The following is a 17,743-nucleotide window of genomic DNA, read 5'->3' as shown; positions in this document are numbered from 1 at the left end:
ACAGGAACCGTTTCCATGACGATGCTGGATCTGCCCCACATTGCTGCCGATGTGCTGGATACCCCGACCTTGGCCAAACTGGCGTTGCCGGCGGACTCCAGCCACCCGCCGCGCATCCTGATCCTATACGGCTCGCTGCGACCTCAGTCGTTCAGCCGGAAGCTGGCCCTGGAAGCGGAGCGCATCCTGCGGCAGTTCGGCGCCGAGACGCGGGTGTTCGACCCGCACGAGCTGCCGATCCTGGACAGCGTGCCGGCCAATCATCCCAAGGTGCAGGAATTGCGTGCGCTGTCGCTGTGGTCCGAAGGCCAAGTCTGGGTCAGCCCGGAACGCCACGGCTCAGTGACCGGTGTCTTCAAGAATCAGATCGACTGGCTGCCGCTGGAAGACGGTAGCGTGCGCCCGACGCAGGGACGCACCCTCGCCGTGATGCAGGTCAGTGGCGGATCGCAATCCTTCAACGTCGTCAATGCATTGCGCGTACTCGGCCGCTGGATGCGCATGGTGGTCATCCCGAATCAATCGTCGGTCGCCAAAGCTTGGCAGGAATTCGACGACACCGGTCGGATGAAACCCTCCCCGTTCTACGATCGTGTTGTGGACGTCATGGAAGAGCTGTTCAAGTTCACCCTGATGGTGCGCGATCGCAGCGACTACCTGGTCGACCGCTACAGCGAGCGCAAGGGTGCGGCCGAGGCGCACGCCTTGTTGGTGGCCGCCGGCGCGATCGAAGTGGCTATGCCGGCTCCGGTTGTGGTGGAATCGGCCAAGACCAGCTGCTGTACCAGTGGAGCCTGCTGACGATGAGAACTGCGACACCGATGAGCGCCACGATCTATCACAACCCCGACTGCGGCACCTCGCGCAACACCTTGGCTCTGATCCGCCATGCCGGCATCGAGCCCACCGTGATCGAGTATCTCAAGTCGCCGCCGAGCCGCGAGCAACTGATCAAGCTCATTGACGAAGCCATGCTCAAGCCGCGTGAGGCCTTGCGTGAAAAGGGAACGCCCTTCGCCGAGCTGGGATTGGGCGAGGCCGGCATCACCGATGACGTCATCCTCGATGCCATGTTGAAGCATCCGATCCTGATCAACCGCCCCTTTGTGGTGACCGCTCTGGGCGCGCGGCTGTGTCGTCCCTCGGAAGTCGTGCTCGACATCCTTCCGCCGATCACGCAACCGTTTACCAAGGAGGACGGTGAGGTTGTGGTCAGCCAGTCGTAGTCGGAGCGGTAGCATGGGTCATCTTGAATTCCAGTATCAGTATGACGAGCTCGGATACTGCTTCGATCAAGGCGTGACGCAACAGCTTCGATTCAGCTGGATGGGCGGACACGGCACCGCTACCGTCTTCGGCGACGACGGCGCTGCTCGACCGCCTGAACCAGAACACGTGAGCTGCATTCAGTGTATGCCCTCCGCCTTCGTGTTGGCCTCTTCCGGCGCGCTACTGAGCGGAATCTCGGAGCGGAACCACCTGATGGACAGTGCGGTTGCCAGCGCTTGAACAGCAACGAAGACACTAAGCGCCACCCCGAACCCCAATCGAAGTGCTTCCCCAAACAGAAGGCTCCCTAGACCGAATCCGGCGAACAGGGCGAAGACGTTCAAGCCCATCGCCTGTCCTGGGCGCTTTCCTCCGAGCACGGTGACGATGCCCGCGAAGAGCGGCTGTGTCATGTCGTAGCCCAGAGAAAGGACGGTCACGGCCAGAATCGCGAAGATCAGGGGGCCATTCAAAATCAGGGCAGCGGCGCCCAGTGCGCCGAGTCCCAGTCCGATGGGTAAAAGTCGGGCGCGCCCCCAGCGATCGGCGGCCCTCCCAATCAGTGGACCAAACAGGAAGCCGGGAACCCCATAACCGAGCAGCGCCACGCCAATCCCTACTGGGCCGAGGCCGTAACGCTGCTCGAAATAGACGCCGAGCCACGTGAAGACGCCCGAGTGAAATATCGAATTGACGAAGACATAGCCATAGGTTCGCTGTCCTCGCGGTGTGCCGAGGAGATTGCGATATCCCCGAAATAGCTCTCGCAGCGTTCCGGGAACAGGTTTTTTCGTCGACGCAATGAGCGCGCGGTGCGGCAAGAGCACCAGAAGCACACCGACGGCTGCTAAAGAGACCAGAAGAAAGAGGCCACGCCAACCGATGATTGGTTCCAGCACGGCACCGAAGGTCGAGCCGAAAGCCATGCCGCCGGCCATCGCCCCAAACAGCCAGCCGAGCGGGCGTCCGCGCTGCTCGTACGGAAACAGGCTGCTGATGAGTACCAAGGCGAGTGGCACGACGCCACTGGCACCCAGACCGGTCAGTATCCGCCCCAGCGTCAACTGCCCGATCGATTGCGCTGCCGCCGTGATTGCTGTGAGCACCGCAAAGATGACAAGTGAGGTCAACATGAGGCGCTGAATGCCGACACGATCGGCAAGGAGGCCGAAAGCCAGCGTCGCCAAACCGTAGGGGATCAGGTACGCCGGAACAATCAAACCCACCGTTTGGACGGATGTTCCAAAGCTCGCCGATAGCACCGGAATGATCGGCGCCACCATGTAAGCCTGAAAAAAGATGATAAAGGTCGCCAACGCGAGCGCCTTGAGCAGGCGTTCGCGTTCATCGGTTGTGGTCAGCATCAGGTTTCGCCTATGTGTGTAATGAAACTCATGCGGGATGGACTCCCTGCAGAGCTCTACGGGTAGCTGGTGCGCTTGACGTAGATTCAGCTCGCCAATCCCGGTACCCAGAAAAAGTACGCATTGAGCATGTACAGCCCTGCAGCGACGAGGGTCATCGCACCGATAATCTCGAAGACCCGACGGTAGGCCGAGACGAAACGGAGATTCTCCAGCCATCCCAGTGACCACGCACCCACCGCCAGCGGTACAGCGCGCCCCAACGCGAATGCCAGCAAAAGCAATACGCCAAGCCAAGGCGAACCCAAGCTGGCGACTACACCGAGCAGCACGGCCAACGCTGGCGTGCAGATCGGACAGATCGCGATGGAAAAAGGGATGCCCAGCAGGAACGCGCCGAAGGAACTGTTCGGACGCTTCACTTTGAAGGCGAACGCTGGCAGCGGAATGCGCATCCATCCCGGCCACATCAACCCGAGCACGATGAGCACAGGCCCCATCAGCACGCCCCACTTGCGATCCAACAGCTTCTGCACGCCCAGGCCGCCGAATCCGGCGACGAGGCCGAGCGCAACATGGATCACGATCATGCCGAGAATGAACATGCCAGCGAAGACAAACGCCTGCCGACTCGTGCGAGCTTTGGTCACATAGGCCAGCGAGACCGGGATGGCAGCCATCGCCACCGGATTGAAACTGAAAACCAGACCGGCAAGAAAACTGGCCATGACGGCCGCCGGACCGGCATGTGCAACGGCATGGCGAAGTGAGTCGATATCCACGTCAGTTCACAGCCTTGCAGCGTTTGGAAAGCGCTGCACAGAGTTGCCGTTTGGTGGGTAACGAAGTGAAGACCAGCACGCCGTCGATGGCCACCGCAGGCAGCGTCAGAACACCTAATTGCACGGCGTAGTCCAGTTCATCGAGAACATTGAGTTCTCGCCAATCCAAGTCCGCGACGATCTCAAACGCAGTGGTCTTGAGGCCATCGCGCGCCTGGGCACAGCGGACGCAGCCGGGCGAGTAGAAAAGTTCAAGCTTCATGCCGTCATCCGCCAACCGGCGCAGCGTTGGGTTTTTCCAACGCCGCGAGGATCGGGCACTCGACGACGGGATGACGTTCCTGGTTGCAATCATGGATCAGTACGTCGAGTGCTTTCGACATCGATTTCATGACGCGAATCTTGCCTTCGATCTGCAACTTTTTTTCGATGGCGAGTCGACGTACGTCCCCACAGCACGCGGCCTGCTCGACGCGCAACGCCAGCAGCTCGCGAATTTCGGCCAGCGTAAAACCGCACTGCTGCGCTTGCCTAATGAAGCCGACGCGTTGCACTGACTCCGGCCGGTAGAGCCGATAGCCGGCGTCGCTCTTCGCGTCCGGTACGATCAGTCCTTCCTGCTCGTAATAGCGCAGGGCTTCGGTACTGATGGAGGCGAGGCCGGCCAGTTTGCCGATCGTGAACATGATGATCTCGATGGTGTGTTGGATGATTCGAAGAAAGTAAGTGATGGCCGGCCGAAGAGCTCTTTTGGGCGACTCCGTGGCCGGTCATCCACCCGTTACGCGGACCGACCCAGACCTGCAACGCGCAGGATCGCCTCGTCGATCCCACGTCCTTCACAGCAGGCGGCGAGCTTCCCATCAATGACGACGGCGGGCACCGATCGAATACCCAGTGTCTTCGCCCGTTTGGCAGCGTTGATGTCCTTCATGTCGTGCACGGTGACCTCGCAGGACGAGCAGGCCACACGCTCGACCAGCGCCACCGCCTCGTCGCACACGGCACAGCCGGCACTGAATACTTCCACTTTGCGTTTCGTGTTCATGATTTGCTCCTCAATGACAAGCGCCCTCGACTCTCTCGGCGCGACAGCGGGGCGAACCACCGTCGTGCCACATCGCGATAGTCACAGGCTAAACCTTGAAGGTAACTCCAAAGTCAAGAGGTTCGATTTGATCTTTGGGGAGGGGTACCACTTTGCCCCTTTGCTATCGAGCGTTTGTATCGTTCGGCACCAGCCGCCGCCGCATCACTTCACGGCACTTAGCAATGATCCATTTCTTGCCGCCGGCCCGGATGCGGACGAAATCAGGTCATACGTATTGTCTGACGGGTGCGGGCTATGGTTTACGGGACTCAGGCGGGATAATCAAACATTATCCCGCCTGATAAATAGCACCTTTTCTTAGCGTTTTTCGCTGTTGAGTGGTATGTAATTACATGGTATGTAATGCATTACGAAATCCATCGGAGAACGGCATGGCGCGTGGCGGCTTGTACAAGACCGAGGTCCAGAAGGCGCGAGCCAGTCTGCTGGCGCAGGGAAAGCATCCTTCGATAGATGCGCTACGGGTGGCGTTGGGCAATACCGGCTCCAAGACCACCATCCACCGCTACCTGAAGGAGCTGGAAGCCGAGGACGGACCACGCGTCGGCGCGACGGTGGCGATCAGCGATGCCTTGCAGGATCTGGTTGGCCGGCTGGCTGAACGCCTGCACGAGGAGGCCGAAGTCCGGATCACCGCAGCACAGGAGCGTTTCACTGCCGAACGCCAAACACTAACGGCGACCATCGAGCAGCACCGTCAAGAGACCACGGCGCTCAGTACGCAGCTGCAGCGCACCGATATCGCTCTGCACGACGAAAAAGCTGCCCACGAGCAGGCCCAGCAGGGGCTTCGCGATCGCGCGTTGCTCGTCCAACAGCTGGAGGAGCGGGTCGCGGGCATGACCGCTCGATTGACTGAGCACGAAACGCACATTCAGTCGCTGGAGGACAAACACCAACATGCCCGCGATGCCTTGGAGCACTATCGGACGGCCGTCAAGGAACAGCGCGACCAAGAGCAGCGCCGGCACGAACACCAGGTGCAGGGACTGCAGGTCGAGCTGCGACAAGCCAACGACACCATCACGAGCAAGAATCACGAACTACTGCAGCTCAACCGCGAAAATGCTCGGATGACCGAGCATATCAATCAGCTCGACAAGGAGTTCCGCCAGTTCCGCACCGAGCATCAGAAACTGCAGTACGCCTACGACGCGAATCTGCCGCTGGCCAAGGAGCATCCGACCTTGCAGATCCGGTTGGCCCAGGCCGAACAAGGGCAGGTGCAACTGCAAACCCAGCTCGCGGCGGCCGAAACTCAACTGACTACCGAACGGGACCACCGGCGAGAGGCAGAGGCCCAGCGCGCCGCCAGCCAAGGTCGGCTGGACGTACTGGAAGAAACATTTGCTCAACTGCGCACCGTCAGTACCTCTGGCGCCCATGAGGCTGAAGCGGTACCTCGTGGGAATCCGGCGTGAGCGAACATCCGACGCCCTAGTCACGACGAAGATAGCTAATTGTTATATAAGAGATTTTTGCGCTTATTTTATACTATCGGGGGATGGGCACAAATAGCCTATGTGCTGCTTGTGTTTCGTGAAGGGCGTGGCCGGATCGGTCCGCTCATGGTCCGGCGCAGTGCTCGTGGCCGGTCGGCCGGCTGCCTAAAGTGGCGACTCCCCAACGATGGAGTCGCCCCATGTCCGATACCCCCGCCTTGCTGGTCATCGACGTACAACAATCATTCCTGCATGCGCCGTACTGGCGCGAGGACGATGTGCCGGTGTTCCGCGAGAACCTGTCGAAGCTTATCGACGCGGCGGCCGCGCGTGGCTGGCCGGTCGTGCGCATCCTGCACGAGGACGGCGATGCGCATTTCACCGCGGCATCGGGACTGGTGACGCCGATGGCGTGGGTGCCGGCCGCGCACGACGTGGTGTTTCGCAAGCAGGTGCACAACGCGTTTACCGGCACCAGCCTGGAGGCGTGGCTGCGCGAGCGCGGCATCGGGCGGGTGATCGTCAGCGGCATCCGCACCGAGCAGTGCTGCGAGACCACCGCGCGGGTGGCTTCCGATCTCGGCTTTGCCGTGGACTATGTGACCGAGGCGACGCTGACGTTTCCGATGATCCACGCCGGCAGCAGAAGCCATTACGATGCGAAGGACATCAAGCAGCGCACGGAACTGGTTCTGGATGGACGCTTTGCCCGCATCCGCACCGTCGATGACGTCCTCGCCGATCACTGAGGTGTGCTTCGTGCTGCCACCGGCGCTGATCCTGCTGGATCTCGCCGGCGCCGCCGACGCGTTCCGCATCGCCGCCTCGATGGGCTTGCCGGTGCGCTTGCGCCTGCTGGCGCCGATCGCGGACGGCGAGGCTGCCACGACGGCGCTGGGCGTGGGGCTCGCCGGCATCGAGCCGTTGCCGGCGCAACCGGACGATCACGCGATGATCGTGGTGTGCGGCGCCACCGGCAGTGGCGAACAGGTGTTGTCCTCGCCCGCCAGCAAGGCCCTGGTCACGTGGCTGCAACGGCATGGCGGCCGCGGCCGGCGGCTCGCCTGCGTGTGCTCGGGCGCGTTGCTGGCCGCCGCCGCGGGGTTGCTGGACGGCCGCCGCTGCACCACGCACCACAGCCTGCTCGACACGCTGCGCGAACTCGCGCCGACGGCCGAGGTGCTGGACAGCCGCGTGTTCGTCGAGGATGGCGAGGTGTACACCAGCGCCGGCATCACCGCGGGCATCGACCTGGCGCTGCATCTCATCGCCGGCCTGGGCTCGTCGCGGCTGGCCGCCGCGGTGGCGCGCGAGATGGCCGTCTATATGCGGCGCGCCTCGGGCGATCCGGCGCTGTCGCCCTGGCTGGAAGGGCGCAACCACATGAACACGGCGATCCACCACGTGCAGGATGCGCTGGCCAGGGCGCCGGACCAGGAATGGCCGCTGGCGCGGTTGGCCGACATCGGACACCTGAGCGTGCGCAGCCTCACGCGGCATTTTCGCGAAGCCAGCGGCATGTCGATCAACACTTATCACGCCCGCCTGCGCCTCGCGCTCGCCCGTCAGGCGCTGGCCACCGGGGACAGCGTGGAGCGCGCCGCCGAACGTGCCGGGCTGGGCTCCGCACGCCAGCTGCGCCGGCTGTGGTCGACCCATGCGAGCGACAGCCCGGCATCGGCGAGACGGCGCTGAGGGTGCACTGGCCGTCTTGGCCGGAAACAGAAACGGCGCCGTATCGCTACGGCGCCGTTCGTTTTTTTCGGTCAGACGATCAGAGCGCTTCGAACACGCCTGCCGCGCCCATGCCGGTGCCGATGCACATGGTCACCATGCCGTACTTCTGCTTGCGCCGACGCATGCCATGCACCAGCGTGGCGATGCGCACTGCGCCGGTCGCACCGAGCGGATGGCCCAGCGCAATCGCGCCGCCAAGCGGGTTGACCTTGCTCGGGTCGAGCTTGAGGTCGCCCATCACGGCCAGCGCCTGGGCAGCGAAGGCTTCGTTGAGTTCGATCCAGTCGAGCTGATCCTGACGGATGCCGGTTTGCGCGAGGGCTTTCGGGATCGCTTCCTTCGGGCCGATGCCCATCACCTCGGGCGGCACGCCGGCGACGGAGAAGCCGACGAAGCGGGCCAGCGGCTGCAGGTTGTATTGCTTGATGGCCTTTTCGCTGGCCAGCAGCACGGCGCCGGCGCCGTCGGACATCTGGCTGGAGTTGCCGGCGGTGACGGTGCCACCGAACTGGCCGTTGCGGAACACGGTCTTGAGCTTGGCCAGCACTTCCAGCGTGGTGCCGGCGCGCGGACCCTCGTCGTTGCCGATCAGGCGGCTGTCGGTGACGATGCCGCGGGTGGCAAGGTCGGGGTAGTGGTCGGCGAGCTGGAACGGGGTGATCTCGTCCTTGAATTCGCCGGCGGCCTGGGCGGCCAGCGCGCGGCGGTGGCTTTCCACTGAGAACGCGTCCTGCTGCTCGCGGCTGACCTTCCACTTTTTCGCCACGTTCTCGGCGGTGATGCCCATGCCGTAGGCAATGCCGATGTGCTCGTTGTCGAAGATGGCCGGGTTCATCGCCACCTTGTGGCCCATCATCGGCACCATGCTCATGCTTTCGGTGCCGCCGGCGAGCATCAGGTCATCCAGGCCCAGGCGGATGCGGTCGGCGGCCATCGCCACGGCCTGCAGGCCGGAGGAGCAGAAGCGGTTGACGGTGACGCCGGGCACGGTGTCGGGCAGGCCGGCCAGCAGCAGGCCGATGCGCGCCACGTTCATGCCTTGCTCGGCCTCCGGCATGGCGCAGCCGATGATGACGTCGCCGATCTGGTGCGGGTCGATGCCGGGCGCCTGCGCCATCACGGCGCGGATCACGTGGGCGAGCATGTCGTCCGGACGGGTGTTGCGGAACACGCCGCGCGGCGCCTTGCCGACCGGGGTGCGGGTGGCGGCGACGATGTAGGCGTCTTGCACTTGCTTGGTCATTTTGTTCTCCGTTGCCCTTCGCGCGGTGCGCGGATGCGGGCTGATGGTTTGGTCGCGGAGTGGAGGACAACCATCCCCACCCCAACCCTCCCCTTGAAGGGGAGGGAGCAGCTTCTGGTCAGTTCCGCAGCGGCTTGCCGGTGCTCATGGTGTGGGCGATGCGCGCCTGGGTCTTTTCGGTTTTCGCCAGTTCCACGAAGTGCTTGCGTTCCAGCGCCAGCAGCCATTCCTCGTCCACCGTGGAGCCACGTTCGATCACGCCGCCGCACAGGGTGTCGGCGATGCGCCGGGCGATTTCCACGTCGTGTTCGGAGGCGAAATAGCCGGCCTGCAGGTTGGCCAGCGAGGCGCGGAAGGTGGCGGTGCCCACGTCGCCGGCCACCGGGATCGCACGCTGGTACAGCGGCGGGCGATAGCCGGATTCGGCCAGCGCGTTGGCGACCTGCTTGGCCACGTAGAGCAGCTCGTAGGCGTTGAACACGACCACGTCGCTGTCGCGCAGCAGGCCCAGGTTCTTCGCCTCGAACGCGCTGGCGGAGACCTTGGCCATCGCCACGGTCTCGAACACTTTCTTCAGTTCCTCGAATGGATCGGCCGGGTTGGCCTTGGCCGCGCGCACGGCTAGCTCGTGCAGGCCGCCGCCGGCGGGCAGCAGGCCCACGCCGGCCTCGACCAGGCCGATGTAGCTTTCCAGCGCCGCGACGGTGCGCGCCGAATGCATCTGGAATTCACAACCGCCGCCCAGCGCCAGGCCGCGCACCGCCGAGACCACCGGCACCAGAGAGTGCTTGATGCGCATGCTGGTGCGCTGGAAGTTGGCGACCATCTTCTCGAAGTCGTCGAACTTGCCGGCCTGCAGCAGGCCGAGCGCGCCCTTCAAGTCGGCGCCGGCGGAGAACGGCTCGGCGTCCTGCCAGATCACCACCGCCTTGAGCTTCTCCTCGGCGATGCCGATGGCGTGCTGGATGCCGTCGAGCACCTGGTCGTTGACCGTGTGCATCTTGGTCTTGAACGAGATGATGCCAACGCCGTCCTCACCCAGCGTCCACAGGCGGACGCCGTCGTTCTCCCACACGGTGCTGCCGGTGTCGAACTTCTCGCCCAGGATCGGGTCGGGGAACAGCTGGCGCTGGTAGACCGGGTGCTGTGAGCGCGGCTTGTCGGCGTTGGCGCTGGCCGAGTACGAGCCGGCCTTGCCGTGCACGCCGCTGCGGCCGTCGGTGACCCAGGCGGGCAGCGGTGCCTTGCTCATCGCCTTGCCGGCGGCGATGTCCTCGGCGATCCAGCCGGTGACCTGCTGCCAGCCGGCGGCCTGCCAGGTCTCGAACGGGCCGAGCTTCCAGCCGTAGCCCCAGCGGATCGCGAAGTCCACGTCGCGCGCGGTGTCGGCGATGTCGGCCAGGTGGTAGGCGGTGTAGTGGAACAGGTCGCGGAAGGTGGCCCACAGGAACTGCGCCTGCTTGTCGCTGCTGGCGCGCAGCTTGGCGAACTTCTCGGCCGGATTCTTGATGGCGAGGATGGCGGCCACTTCGTCCGAGGCCTTCTGCTCGGAAACGCGGTAATCCTGCCTGGCCACGTCGAGCACGACGATGTCCTTGCCGGCCTTGCGGTAGAAGCCCGCACCCGTCTTCTGGCCCAGCGCGCCTTTTTCGATCAGGCCTGCCAGCCACACCGGCGCCTTGAAATACTGGTGCCACGGATCGTCGGGCAAGGTGTCGGCCATGGTCTTGATGACGTGGGCCATGGTATCCAGGCCGACCACGTCGGCGGTGCGGTAGGTGGCGCTCTTGGGGCGGCCCACGGCCGGGCCGGTGAGCGCGTCGACCACGTCGAAGCCCAGCCCGAACTGTTCGGTGTGGTGCATGGTGGCCAGCATCGAGAACACGCCGATGCGGTTGCCGATGAAGTTGGGCGTGTCACGCGCGATCACCACGCCCTTGCCGACGGTGGTGACGAGGAAGGCTTCGAGGCCGTCGATCACGCTCGGGTCGGTGAGCCGGGTCGGGATCAGCTCGACCAGGTGCATGTAACGCGGCGGGTTGAAGAAGTGCACGCCGGAGAAGCGATGGCGCATTTCTTCCGGCAGCGCCTCGGCCAGCGTGTTGATCGACAGGCCGGAGGTGTTGGAGGCGATGATCGCGCTCTTCGACAGGTGGCCGGCGATCTTCTTGTAGAGGTCGAGCTTCCAGTCCATCCGCTCGGCGATCGCCTCGATCACCAGGTCGACATCCTTCAGGTGGCCGAGGTCGTCGTCGTAGTTGGCGGGGATGATCGAGGCGGCCAGCGCCTTGTCGGCCAACGGAGCCGGCGACAGCTTGGCCAGGTTGGCAATGGCCTTCAGCGCGATGCCGCTCTTGGGACCTTCCTTCGCGGGCAGGTCGAACAGCACGGTTTCGACGCCGGCGTTGGTCAGGTGCGCGGCGATCTGCGCGCCCATGACACCGGCGCCCAGCACGGCGGCCTTGCGGATGCGCAGCGCTGATGTGGGTGAGGATGCAGCGGTCATTGGCTTCTCCGAGGGTGCAAAAGGGGTGGGGCAGGTAGATCAGGGATGGCTGAGGCCGGCGATGGCGAAGCGGATCAGGTGCTGCGCGGTCTGCTCGCGATGGGTGTGCTCGCTGACGTCGCTCTTGCGCTGGATCATGCCGAAGCCGGACATCGCGTGGGTCAGTGCGCCGGTGACCAGGTCGATGCGCCAGTACAACTCCTCCTTGCTCAGCTGCGGCAGCAGCCGTGCGAATTCGGCGGTGAACTGGCGCATCACATGGCCGTAGTTCGCGGACAGGAACTGGCGCAGGGTGTCGTCATGCTCGGCGAAGGCACGGGCCAGCACGCGCATGAACAAGGCGCCGCTGTCGTCGTGCGAAAGATCCAGGGCAGGGCGAATGAATGCTTCCAGCACGTCCTCCAGCGTGGCTTCCGGGGCGCCGGCAATTTTGGCCAGGGCGGCCAGTCGGCGTTCGTTCAATGCGTCCAGCCGGCGCCGGAACACCTCTTCGACCAGCTTGTCCTTGGAGCCGAAGTGGTAATTGACCGCCGCCAGGTTGACCCCGGCGGCGGTCGTCAACTGGCGCAGCGAGGCGCCGTCGAAGCCGCGCTGGGCGAACAGGACCTCGGCGGCGCCGAGTATCCGTTCCTTGGTTGAGCCGGAGCTGTTCACGGGCGGAACCATCCATCGGCCACGGGCCGGTTCAAACGATCGTTTGAGCATACGCGGACAGCTCGGCGGCCGTCAAACGGTCGTTTGTTGCAATAGCCCGCCGACTTGCGTATGGGTTAGAATCTGTCACACTTTCGTGGGCTAAATCCGCAATCCCTGTCGGGTTTAGCCGCTTGCCGGCGAGGCCGGCCACATCCTTTTTCTTACCCAATCCGTTTTCCCGGAGCAGACCCGTATGGCGCTGGAGCGCACTCTTTCCATCATCAAGCCCGATGCCGTCGCCAAGAACGTCATCGGTGAAATCTACGCACGTTTCGAAAAGGCCGGCCTCAAGATCGTCGCCGCCCGCATGAAGCAGCTGTCGCGTGCCGAAGCCGAAGGCTTCTATGCCGTGCACCGCGAGCGCCCGTTCTTCAAGGCGCTGGTCGAGTTCATGATCTCCGGCCCGGTGATGATCAGCGCGCTGGAAGGCGAGAACGCCGTGCTGGCCCACCGCGACCTGATGGGCGCCACCAATCCGAAGGAAGCGGCCAAGGGCACGATTCGCGCCGACTTTGCCGACTCGATCGACGCAAATGCCGTGCATGGCTCCGACGCGGTCGAAACCGCCAAGGTGGAGATTGCCTATTTCTTTGCCTCCACGGATATTTGTTAGTGCGTTCATCCCTGAACGCGAAGATCAAAAAGCGGCCATCCGTGGCCGCACTCTTCAGAAGAGCCACTCCTTGAAACAAGTTGTCGCCAGTTCCACCAAGGTCAACCTGCTCGACTTCGATCGCCAGGGGCTGCGTGATTTCTTCACGCAGATCGGTGAGAAGCCGTATCGCGCCGAGCAGGTGATGAAATGGATCTACCACGACCTGGAAGACGACTTCGAGAACATGACCGACGTGGGCAAGGCGCTGCGTGCCAAGCTCACCGAGGCCTGCTACATCGGTGCGCCGAAGACGCTGCTGGACAAGGTCGCCACCGACGGCACGCACAAGTGGCTGCTTGGCATGGACTCGGGCAACGCGATCGAGACGGTGTACATCCCCGAGCCGACCCGCGGCACCTTGTGCGTGTCCTCGCAGATCGGCTGCGCGCTGAACTGCAGCTTCTGCTCCACCGGTGCGCAGGGCTTCAACCGCAACCTTTCCACCGCCGAGATCATCGGCCAGGTGTGGGTGGCGGCAAAGTACCTGGGCAATGTCACCCACCAGAACCGCCGCATCACCAACGTGGTGATGATGGGCATGGGTGAGCCGCTGGCCAATTTCGACAACGTGCTGAAGGCGATGAAGCTGATGCGCGACGACCTGGGCTTCGGCCTGGCGGCGAAACGCGTCACGCTGTCCACCGCCGGGCTGGTGCCGCTGATCGACCAGTTGTCGGATGCGATCGACGTGTCGCTGGCGGTGTCGCTGCATGCGGCCAACGACGAGCTGCGCACCGAGCTGATGCCGATCAACAAGCGCTATCCGATCGCCGAGCTGCTGGCGGCCTGCCAGCGCTGGGTCGCACGCAAGCCGCGCACCTCGATCACGTTCGAGTACACCCTGATGAAGGGGATCAACGACCAGCCCGAGCACGCCCGCCAGCTGATCAAGCTGATGCGCAAGCTGCCGACCTGCAAGGTCAACCTGATCCCGTTCAATCCTTTCCCGGGCACCCAGTTCAAGCGTTCGAACCCGGACGACATCCACCAGTTCCAGACGCAACTGCTGAATGCCGGCGTGCTGACCATGCTGCGGCGCACCCGTGGCGACGACATCGACGCCGCCTGTGGCCAGCTGGCCGGGCAGGTCACCGACCGCACCCGGCGCAGCGCCGACATCCGCAAACGGCAGGACGAGGGGGCAACGCATGCGATTTGACCGGGTACTGATTTTCAGCCTGCTGTTGCCGCTGGCCGGCTGCATTACCACGCACACCGACAGCAGTTCGCTGGGCAAGAGCATGCCGCAGTCGAGCAAGGCGGAACAGGCCGAGGATGCCGCCCGGATCCATACCGAGCTGGGCCAGCGCTACATGGCCAGCGGCGACCTGCAGACGGCGCTGGAGAAACTGACCAAGGCGCTGCAGTTCGATCCCAATTACGCGCCGGCGCACACCGTGATCGCGGTGCTGTACGAGCGCATCAACAAGCTGCCCGAAGCCGAGCTGCATTACCGCAAGGCGGTGGCGCTGGAACCGGCCAAGGGCGCACCGAACAATAACCTCGGCGTATTTCTTTGCCATACCGGGAAAATCGCCGAGGCAAACCAGTATTTCCAGAAAGCCGTTGCCGATCCGTTCTACCAGACCCCCGACGTGGCGCTGACCAATGCCGGCGTCTGCCAGCTGCGCGGCAACGATATCGCCGGGGCCAAAGCGAGTTTTCGTGACGCCATCGCAAGAAATCCCAATAATGCGGAGGCACTCTTCCAGCTTGCGAATACGCTTTATCTGAATAAGGATGCATTTCGCGCCAGGGCTTTTCTCCAGCGGTACGATGCGCTGGGCAAGCCGACTGCCGCGTCGCTCAAACTAGGCCACGATATTGAAACCCGTCTGGGCAACCCGGAAGGTGCCCTTACCTACAGCAAGCGATTGCTCAGCCAGTTCCCGGACTCGGAGCAGGCGCGCACCCTAGATACCACTGCCAGCCAATGACTTCCATGCAGCCTCAACCGACCAAGCAGGGTTCAAGCGAGCCTGGGCAGTTCGGCATCAATTTGCTCGACATGGACGTGCCTTCGGCAAACCCTCACACGGTGAGTTTCGGCTGTCGCCTGCATGCGGCGCGTGAAGCCCAGGGCCTGGATCTGGAAGCCTGCGCACATACACTGAAGTTGCCTGCCCGGGTGCTGCGCCAGATCGAGCGCGACCAGTACGACGGCATCGATTCCAAGATTTATCTGGCCAGCTATATCCGCAAGTATGGCCGTCACCTGGGTATCAACGAGGTGTCGATCCAGGTCGAGCTCGATCGCATCAAGCAGATCGAACAGCCGCTGGTGGCCACCGGCGGCATTTCGCATTCGCGCTTTCTGCTGGACCGCTACGCCACGGCCGCCACCTACGTCGTGCTGACCGCGGTGATCGTGGTGCCGATGATCTGGCTGGGCGTGCGTGGCACGCTGGATCGCGACATCAGCCACCTTGCGCCGCTGGATGCCGCCCCGGTCGCCCAACTGGAAACAGCGGCCACCCACGCTGCAGCAACCGACGCGCCTGTCGGCGCCCCGACTCCACAGGCACCGCCCAAGACAGCGCCAGCACAGGAGCAGCCGCTGCTGGCGTCGATGGCGCCGTTCCCGAACCTGGAAAGTGCCAGCCTGTCGCCGGCCAAGTCGGTCGCATCCACCGCGGGCAGCGATGCCGGTGGCCACAGCCTGAGCCTCAGTCTCTCCATGGCCAGCTGGGTCGAAGTGACCCAGGCCGATGGCACACGACTGGAGTACGGCCTGCTTGCGGCCGGCAGCAGCAAGACCTGGCACAGCGACCAGCCACTGGATGTGCGCATCGGCAACGCCAGCGGCGCGCAGATCAGCATCGACGGCAAGTCGGTCGGCCTGGATGATTTCCGGCGTGCCAATGTGGCTCGTTTCCGCGTGCAGATGCAGGACGGCAAGGCTTCCGCAGCCAGCCTCTGATCGCCATCCGGGCCGCTGCAGGCGGTCCATTTCGGTTATGCTTGCCCACTCGATCCGCTCGGCAGCGAGCGGGCGTGATCGGCTATTTCCCTTGGTTACCGCACCGGCCTGTGCACGCGTCTGCGGGCGCGCGGCCTTTTGAATGGTGATTGCATGGCATTTGAAGAATACGACAAGTACGAACAGAGCGAGCTGGTTCAGAAGTGGCTGCGCGACAATGGCGTGTCGATCATTGTCGGCATTGCGATCGGCCTGGTCGGCATCTTCGGTTGGCAGCAGTGGCGCAACCATCAGGCTCGGAACGAGGGCCAGGCCTCGCAGCTCTATCAGCAGGTACAGATTGCGCAGGCGTCCGGCAAGCCGGATGCCGCCACGCAGCTGACCGACCAGCTGATGAAGGATTACGCGAAGTCGCCGTTCACCGTATTTGCCGTCAGCGAGCGCGCCAGGCAGCAGATGCAGGCCGGCCAGCTGGACAAAGCCGAAGCCTCACTGGCGTGGGCCGAGAGTCATGCCAGCGCCGCCCCGCTGAAAGCACTGACGCTGCTGCGCATCGCGCAGGTGGAACTGGCCCGCGACAACGGCAAGCAGGCGCTGGCCACGCTGGACCGCATCCCGGCCGACAGTTACCAGGGGCTGACGCAGGAACTCCGCGGTGATGTGCTGGTCAAGCTTGGACGCCCCGACGAAGCACGCAAGGCCTATCAGACGGCCCTGACGGCACTGGGCGAGGAAGCGCCGCAGCGCGGCGCCTTGCAGATGAAACTCGATGATTTGGCCGTGGCCGGGAAGCAGGGTGCATGAAACCTGAAATGATGAAACGCGTCTTGCTGATCACGCTGGCTTCATTCGTATCACTTGCCGGGTGCCATTCGTTCAAGAAGGAAAATGTCCAGCCGCCGACTCCGCTGGCCAAGGACTTCAAGCCGACGTTGCAGGTCACCCGCCTGTGGCGCACCAGCGTGGGCGACGGCGCCGGCACCAGCGGCGCGCGCCTGCGCCCGACCGTGGTCGACGGCGTGCTCTATGCCGCCAGCACGGACGGCAAGCTGGTCGCGCTTGATGCCGCCAGCGGCAAGAGCCTGTGGTCGAAGAGTTCGCGCACCCATGGCTGGTTCGGCTGGGGCGACAAGAAGCGCAAGGACGCCCAGTACGCCGGCGGGCCGGCGGTCAATGGCGACCTGCTCGCCGTGGGCACGCTGGACGGCCACGTTTACGCCGTGAACGCGAAAGACGGCAATCCGCGCTGGGATGTCGAGGTGAGCAGCGAAGTGCTGGCGTCGCCGGTAATCGTCGGCGACATGGTCGTGGTGCGCACCGGCGACGGCCGCATCTACGCGCTGGACGCCGCGAGCGGCCAGCGCCGCTGGGTCTACGACCAGGGCACAGTGCCGCTGCTCAGCCTGCGCGGCAATGGCTCGCTGCTGGCGGCCAACGGCGTGCTGTTCTTCGGCAGCGACGACGGCAAGCTCGTCGCCCTGCGCCAGGACAACGGCGCAAAGCTGTGGGAACAGAAGCTGGCCAGCGGCGAAGGTCGCACCGAGATCGACCGCCTGAACGACGCCGACGGCGCGATCCTGCTGGATGGCAGCACGCTCTACGGCACCGCTTATCACGGCAACCTGGCGGCGGTCGACGGCCCCAGCGGCCGGCCGCTGTGGACGCGCCCGTTCTCCAGCTTCGAATCACCGGCGATCAACGACCACGCGGTCTTCGGCGTCAACGACGAATCCGTGGTGTGGGCCTTCGACAAGAATGGCGGCGCCGACATGTGGAAGAACGACGCGCTGAAATACCGCTGGCTCTCCGGCCCGGCCGTGCAGGGCAACTACGTCGTGGTCGGCGACCTGGAAGGTTACGTGCACTGGCTGCAGACTGGCGACGGCGCGCTGGCCGCGCGCGAGCGGTTGTCGAAGAAGCCGATTCGCGCGCAGCCGCTGGTGGTGGGCGACACCGTTTACGTCGAGGACGTCGAGGGCCGCATCGGCGCCTACCGTCTGTCCTCGCACTGACCGCTG

At 64.0% G+C, this 17,743-nt stretch carries 19 protein-coding genes; 11 read left to right on the top strand and 8 right to left on the bottom strand.

Annotated features, from left to right (window positions below; translation table 11 throughout):
* Nucleotides 1–15: 15 nt before the first annotated feature.
* Together arsH and arsC are read left to right on the top strand one after the other, a co-directional pair.
* A complete protein-coding gene (arsH, locus tag QQA13_RS08015) occupies nt 16–801 on the top strand; it encodes an arsenical resistance protein ArsH (protein ID WP_189339712.1) in 786 nt (261 codons plus the stop codon).
* Between the two features lie 20 nt (nt 802–821).
* Nucleotides 822–1,226: an arsenate reductase (glutaredoxin) gene (arsC, locus tag QQA13_RS08010; protein ID WP_108473226.1), complete on the top strand. Its 405-nt coding sequence runs from the start codon at nt 822–824 to the stop codon at nt 1,224–1,226.
* A gap of 180 nt (nt 1,227–1,406) precedes the next feature.
* Here arsC and QQA13_RS08005 read toward each other — a convergent pair whose 3' ends face one another.
* The 5 genes from QQA13_RS08005 to QQA13_RS07985 all read right to left on the bottom strand — a co-directional run bounded on the left by QQA13_RS08005 (nt 1,407) and on the right by QQA13_RS07985 (nt 4,463).
* A complete protein-coding gene (locus QQA13_RS08005; protein ID WP_108473225.1) occupies nt 1,407–2,633 on the bottom strand; it encodes an MFS transporter in 1,227 nt (408 codons plus the stop codon).
* A gap of 86 nt (nt 2,634–2,719) precedes the next feature.
* Nucleotides 2,720–3,415, bottom strand: coding sequence for a cytochrome c biogenesis CcdA family protein (locus tag QQA13_RS08000; protein ID WP_199909891.1), 696 nt, complete (start codon nt 3,413–3,415; stop codon nt 2,720–2,722).
* 1 nt (nt 3,416) lies between these two features.
* Entirely contained in the window at nt 3,417–3,677 is a 261-nt protein-coding gene (locus QQA13_RS07995) for a thioredoxin family protein (protein WP_108473223.1), read from the bottom strand.
* 4 nt (nt 3,678–3,681) lie between these two features.
* Nucleotides 3,682–4,101, bottom strand: a complete 420-nt coding sequence (locus QQA13_RS07990; protein ID WP_108473222.1) for a heavy metal-responsive transcriptional regulator — start codon at nt 4,099–4,101, stop codon at nt 3,682–3,684.
* A gap of 95 nt (nt 4,102–4,196) precedes the next feature.
* Nucleotides 4,197–4,463: a thioredoxin family protein gene (locus tag QQA13_RS07985; RefSeq protein WP_108473221.1), complete on the bottom strand. Its 267-nt coding sequence runs from the start codon at nt 4,461–4,463 to the stop codon at nt 4,197–4,199.
* A 434-nt stretch (nt 4,464–4,897) separates the two neighbouring features.
* On the opposite strand from QQA13_RS07985, the gene QQA13_RS07980 reads away from it, so the two are divergent.
* The 3 genes from QQA13_RS07980 (at nt 4,898) to QQA13_RS07970 (ending at nt 7,663) form a co-directional block, all read left to right on the top strand.
* Nucleotides 4,898–5,947 (top strand): DNA-binding protein, encoded by a 1,050-nt coding sequence (locus tag QQA13_RS07980; protein WP_108473220.1) that lies wholly within the window; start codon nt 4,898–4,900, stop codon nt 5,945–5,947.
* Between the two features lie 221 nt (nt 5,948–6,168).
* A complete protein-coding gene (locus tag QQA13_RS07975) occupies nt 6,169–6,717 on the top strand; it encodes a cysteine hydrolase family protein (protein ID WP_108473219.1) in 549 nt (182 codons plus the stop codon).
* The gene (locus tag QQA13_RS07970; RefSeq protein ID WP_234411407.1) at nt 6,665–7,663 is read left to right on the top strand and encodes a GlxA family transcriptional regulator; all 999 of its coding nucleotides are present in this window, start codon (nt 6,665–6,667) and stop codon (nt 7,661–7,663) included. The genes QQA13_RS07975 and QQA13_RS07970 overlap by 53 nt, the downstream gene beginning before the upstream one ends.
* A 79-nt stretch (nt 7,664–7,742) precedes the next feature.
* Here QQA13_RS07970 and QQA13_RS07965 read toward each other — a convergent pair whose 3' ends face one another.
* The 3 genes from QQA13_RS07965 to QQA13_RS07955 form a co-directional block, all read right to left on the bottom strand.
* The gene (locus tag QQA13_RS07965) at nt 7,743–8,948 is read right to left on the bottom strand and encodes an acetyl-CoA C-acyltransferase (RefSeq protein WP_108473217.1); all 1,206 of its coding nucleotides are present in this window, start codon (nt 8,946–8,948) and stop codon (nt 7,743–7,745) included.
* A 118-nt stretch (nt 8,949–9,066) separates the two neighbouring features.
* Entirely contained in the window at nt 9,067–11,454 is a 2,388-nt protein-coding gene (locus QQA13_RS07960) for a 3-hydroxyacyl-CoA dehydrogenase/enoyl-CoA hydratase family protein (RefSeq protein ID WP_108473216.1), read from the bottom strand.
* 39 nt (nt 11,455–11,493) lie between these two features.
* Nucleotides 11,494–12,159 carry a TetR/AcrR family transcriptional regulator gene (locus tag QQA13_RS07955; RefSeq protein WP_428992354.1) on the bottom strand — a complete coding sequence of 222 codons (666 nt, stop codon included), beginning with the start codon at nt 12,157–12,159 and terminating at the stop codon, nt 11,494–11,496.
* Between the two features lie 184 nt (nt 12,160–12,343).
* Between QQA13_RS07955 and ndk the strand changes: the two genes are divergently transcribed.
* The 6 genes from ndk (at nt 12,344) to bamB (ending at nt 17,737) form a co-directional block, all read left to right on the top strand.
* Entirely contained in the window at nt 12,344–12,763 is a 420-nt protein-coding gene (gene ndk / locus QQA13_RS07950) for a nucleoside-diphosphate kinase (protein WP_108473214.1), read from the top strand.
* Nucleotides 12,764–12,833: 70 nt separating this feature from the next.
* Nucleotides 12,834–13,964 carry a 23S rRNA (adenine(2503)-C(2))-methyltransferase RlmN gene (gene rlmN, locus QQA13_RS07945; protein WP_108473213.1) on the top strand — a complete coding sequence of 377 codons (1,131 nt, stop codon included), beginning with the start codon at nt 12,834–12,836 and terminating at the stop codon, nt 13,962–13,964.
* A complete protein-coding gene (gene pilW, locus QQA13_RS07940; protein WP_108473212.1) occupies nt 13,954–14,742 on the top strand; it encodes a type IV pilus biogenesis/stability protein PilW in 789 nt (262 codons plus the stop codon). The genes rlmN and pilW overlap by 11 nt, the downstream gene beginning before the upstream one ends.
* Entirely contained in the window at nt 14,739–15,725 is a 987-nt protein-coding gene (locus QQA13_RS07935; protein WP_108473211.1) for a helix-turn-helix domain-containing protein, read from the top strand. Before pilW ends, QQA13_RS07935 begins: the two co-directional genes overlap by 4 nt.
* A gap of 153 nt (nt 15,726–15,878) precedes the next feature.
* Nucleotides 15,879–16,529, top strand: coding sequence for a YfgM family protein (locus QQA13_RS07930; RefSeq protein ID WP_108473210.1), 651 nt, complete (start codon nt 15,879–15,881; stop codon nt 16,527–16,529).
* A gap of 8 nt (nt 16,530–16,537) precedes the next feature.
* Complete coding sequence (gene bamB, locus QQA13_RS07925; protein ID WP_108473209.1) at nt 16,538–17,737, top strand: outer membrane protein assembly factor BamB; 1,200 nt, start codon at nt 16,538–16,540, stop codon at nt 17,735–17,737.
* Nucleotides 17,738–17,743 lie beyond the last annotated feature (6 nt).

It is taken from the genome of Rhodanobacter thiooxydans (genome assembly GCF_030291135.1).
Classification (GTDB): Bacteria; Pseudomonadota; Gammaproteobacteria; order Xanthomonadales; family Rhodanobacteraceae; genus Rhodanobacter; species Rhodanobacter thiooxydans_A.
Note: the sequence above shows the minus strand (reverse complement) of the source record. Positions and strands in the feature narration are given on the sequence as shown.

What these genes read in the sequence shown, in the direction of transcription:
- QQA13_RS07990 (WP_108473222.1), bottom strand. Translation starts at nt 4,101, where the DNA reads ATGTTCACGATCGGCAAACTGGCCGGCCTCGCCTCCATCAGTACCGAA.
- QQA13_RS07985 (WP_108473221.1), bottom strand. Translation starts at nt 4,463, where the DNA reads ATGAACACGAAACGCAAAGTGGAAGTATTCAGTGCCGGCTGTGCCGTG.
- QQA13_RS07960 (WP_108473216.1), bottom strand. Translation starts at nt 11,454, where the DNA reads ATGACCGCTGCATCCTCACCCACATCAGCGCTGCGCATCCGCAAGGCC.
- QQA13_RS07975 (WP_108473219.1), top strand. Translation starts at nt 6,169, where the DNA reads ATGTCCGATACCCCCGCCTTGCTGGTCATCGACGTACAACAATCATTC.
- QQA13_RS07980 (WP_108473220.1), top strand. Translation starts at nt 4,898, where the DNA reads ATGGCGCGTGGCGGCTTGTACAAGACCGAGGTCCAGAAGGCGCGAGCC.
- QQA13_RS07955 (WP_428992354.1), bottom strand. Translation starts at nt 12,159, where the DNA reads ATGCTCAAACGATCGTTTGAACCGGCCCGTGGCCGATGGATGGTTCCG.
- QQA13_RS08005 (WP_108473225.1), bottom strand. Translation starts at nt 2,633, where the DNA reads ATGCTGACCACAACCGATGAACGCGAACGCCTGCTCAAGGCGCTCGCG.
- QQA13_RS07995 (WP_108473223.1), bottom strand. Translation starts at nt 3,677, where the DNA reads ATGAAGCTTGAACTTTTCTACTCGCCCGGCTGCGTCCGCTGTGCCCAG.
- QQA13_RS07935 (WP_108473211.1), top strand. Translation starts at nt 14,739, where the DNA reads ATGACTTCCATGCAGCCTCAACCGACCAAGCAGGGTTCAAGCGAGCCT.
- QQA13_RS07965 (WP_108473217.1), bottom strand. Translation starts at nt 8,948, where the DNA reads ATGACCAAGCAAGTGCAAGACGCCTACATCGTCGCCGCCACCCGCACC.
- ndk (WP_108473214.1), top strand. Translation starts at nt 12,344, where the DNA reads ATGGCGCTGGAGCGCACTCTTTCCATCATCAAGCCCGATGCCGTCGCC.
- pilW (WP_108473212.1), top strand. Translation starts at nt 13,954, where the DNA reads ATGCGATTTGACCGGGTACTGATTTTCAGCCTGCTGTTGCCGCTGGCC.
- arsC (WP_108473226.1), top strand. Translation starts at nt 822, where the DNA reads ATGAGCGCCACGATCTATCACAACCCCGACTGCGGCACCTCGCGCAAC.
- bamB (WP_108473209.1), top strand. Translation starts at nt 16,538, where the DNA reads ATGATGAAACGCGTCTTGCTGATCACGCTGGCTTCATTCGTATCACTT.
- QQA13_RS07970 (WP_234411407.1), top strand. Translation starts at nt 6,665, where the DNA reads ATGGACGCTTTGCCCGCATCCGCACCGTCGATGACGTCCTCGCCGATC.
- arsH (WP_189339712.1), top strand. Translation starts at nt 16, where the DNA reads ATGACGATGCTGGATCTGCCCCACATTGCTGCCGATGTGCTGGATACC.
- QQA13_RS07930 (WP_108473210.1), top strand. Translation starts at nt 15,879, where the DNA reads ATGGCATTTGAAGAATACGACAAGTACGAACAGAGCGAGCTGGTTCAG.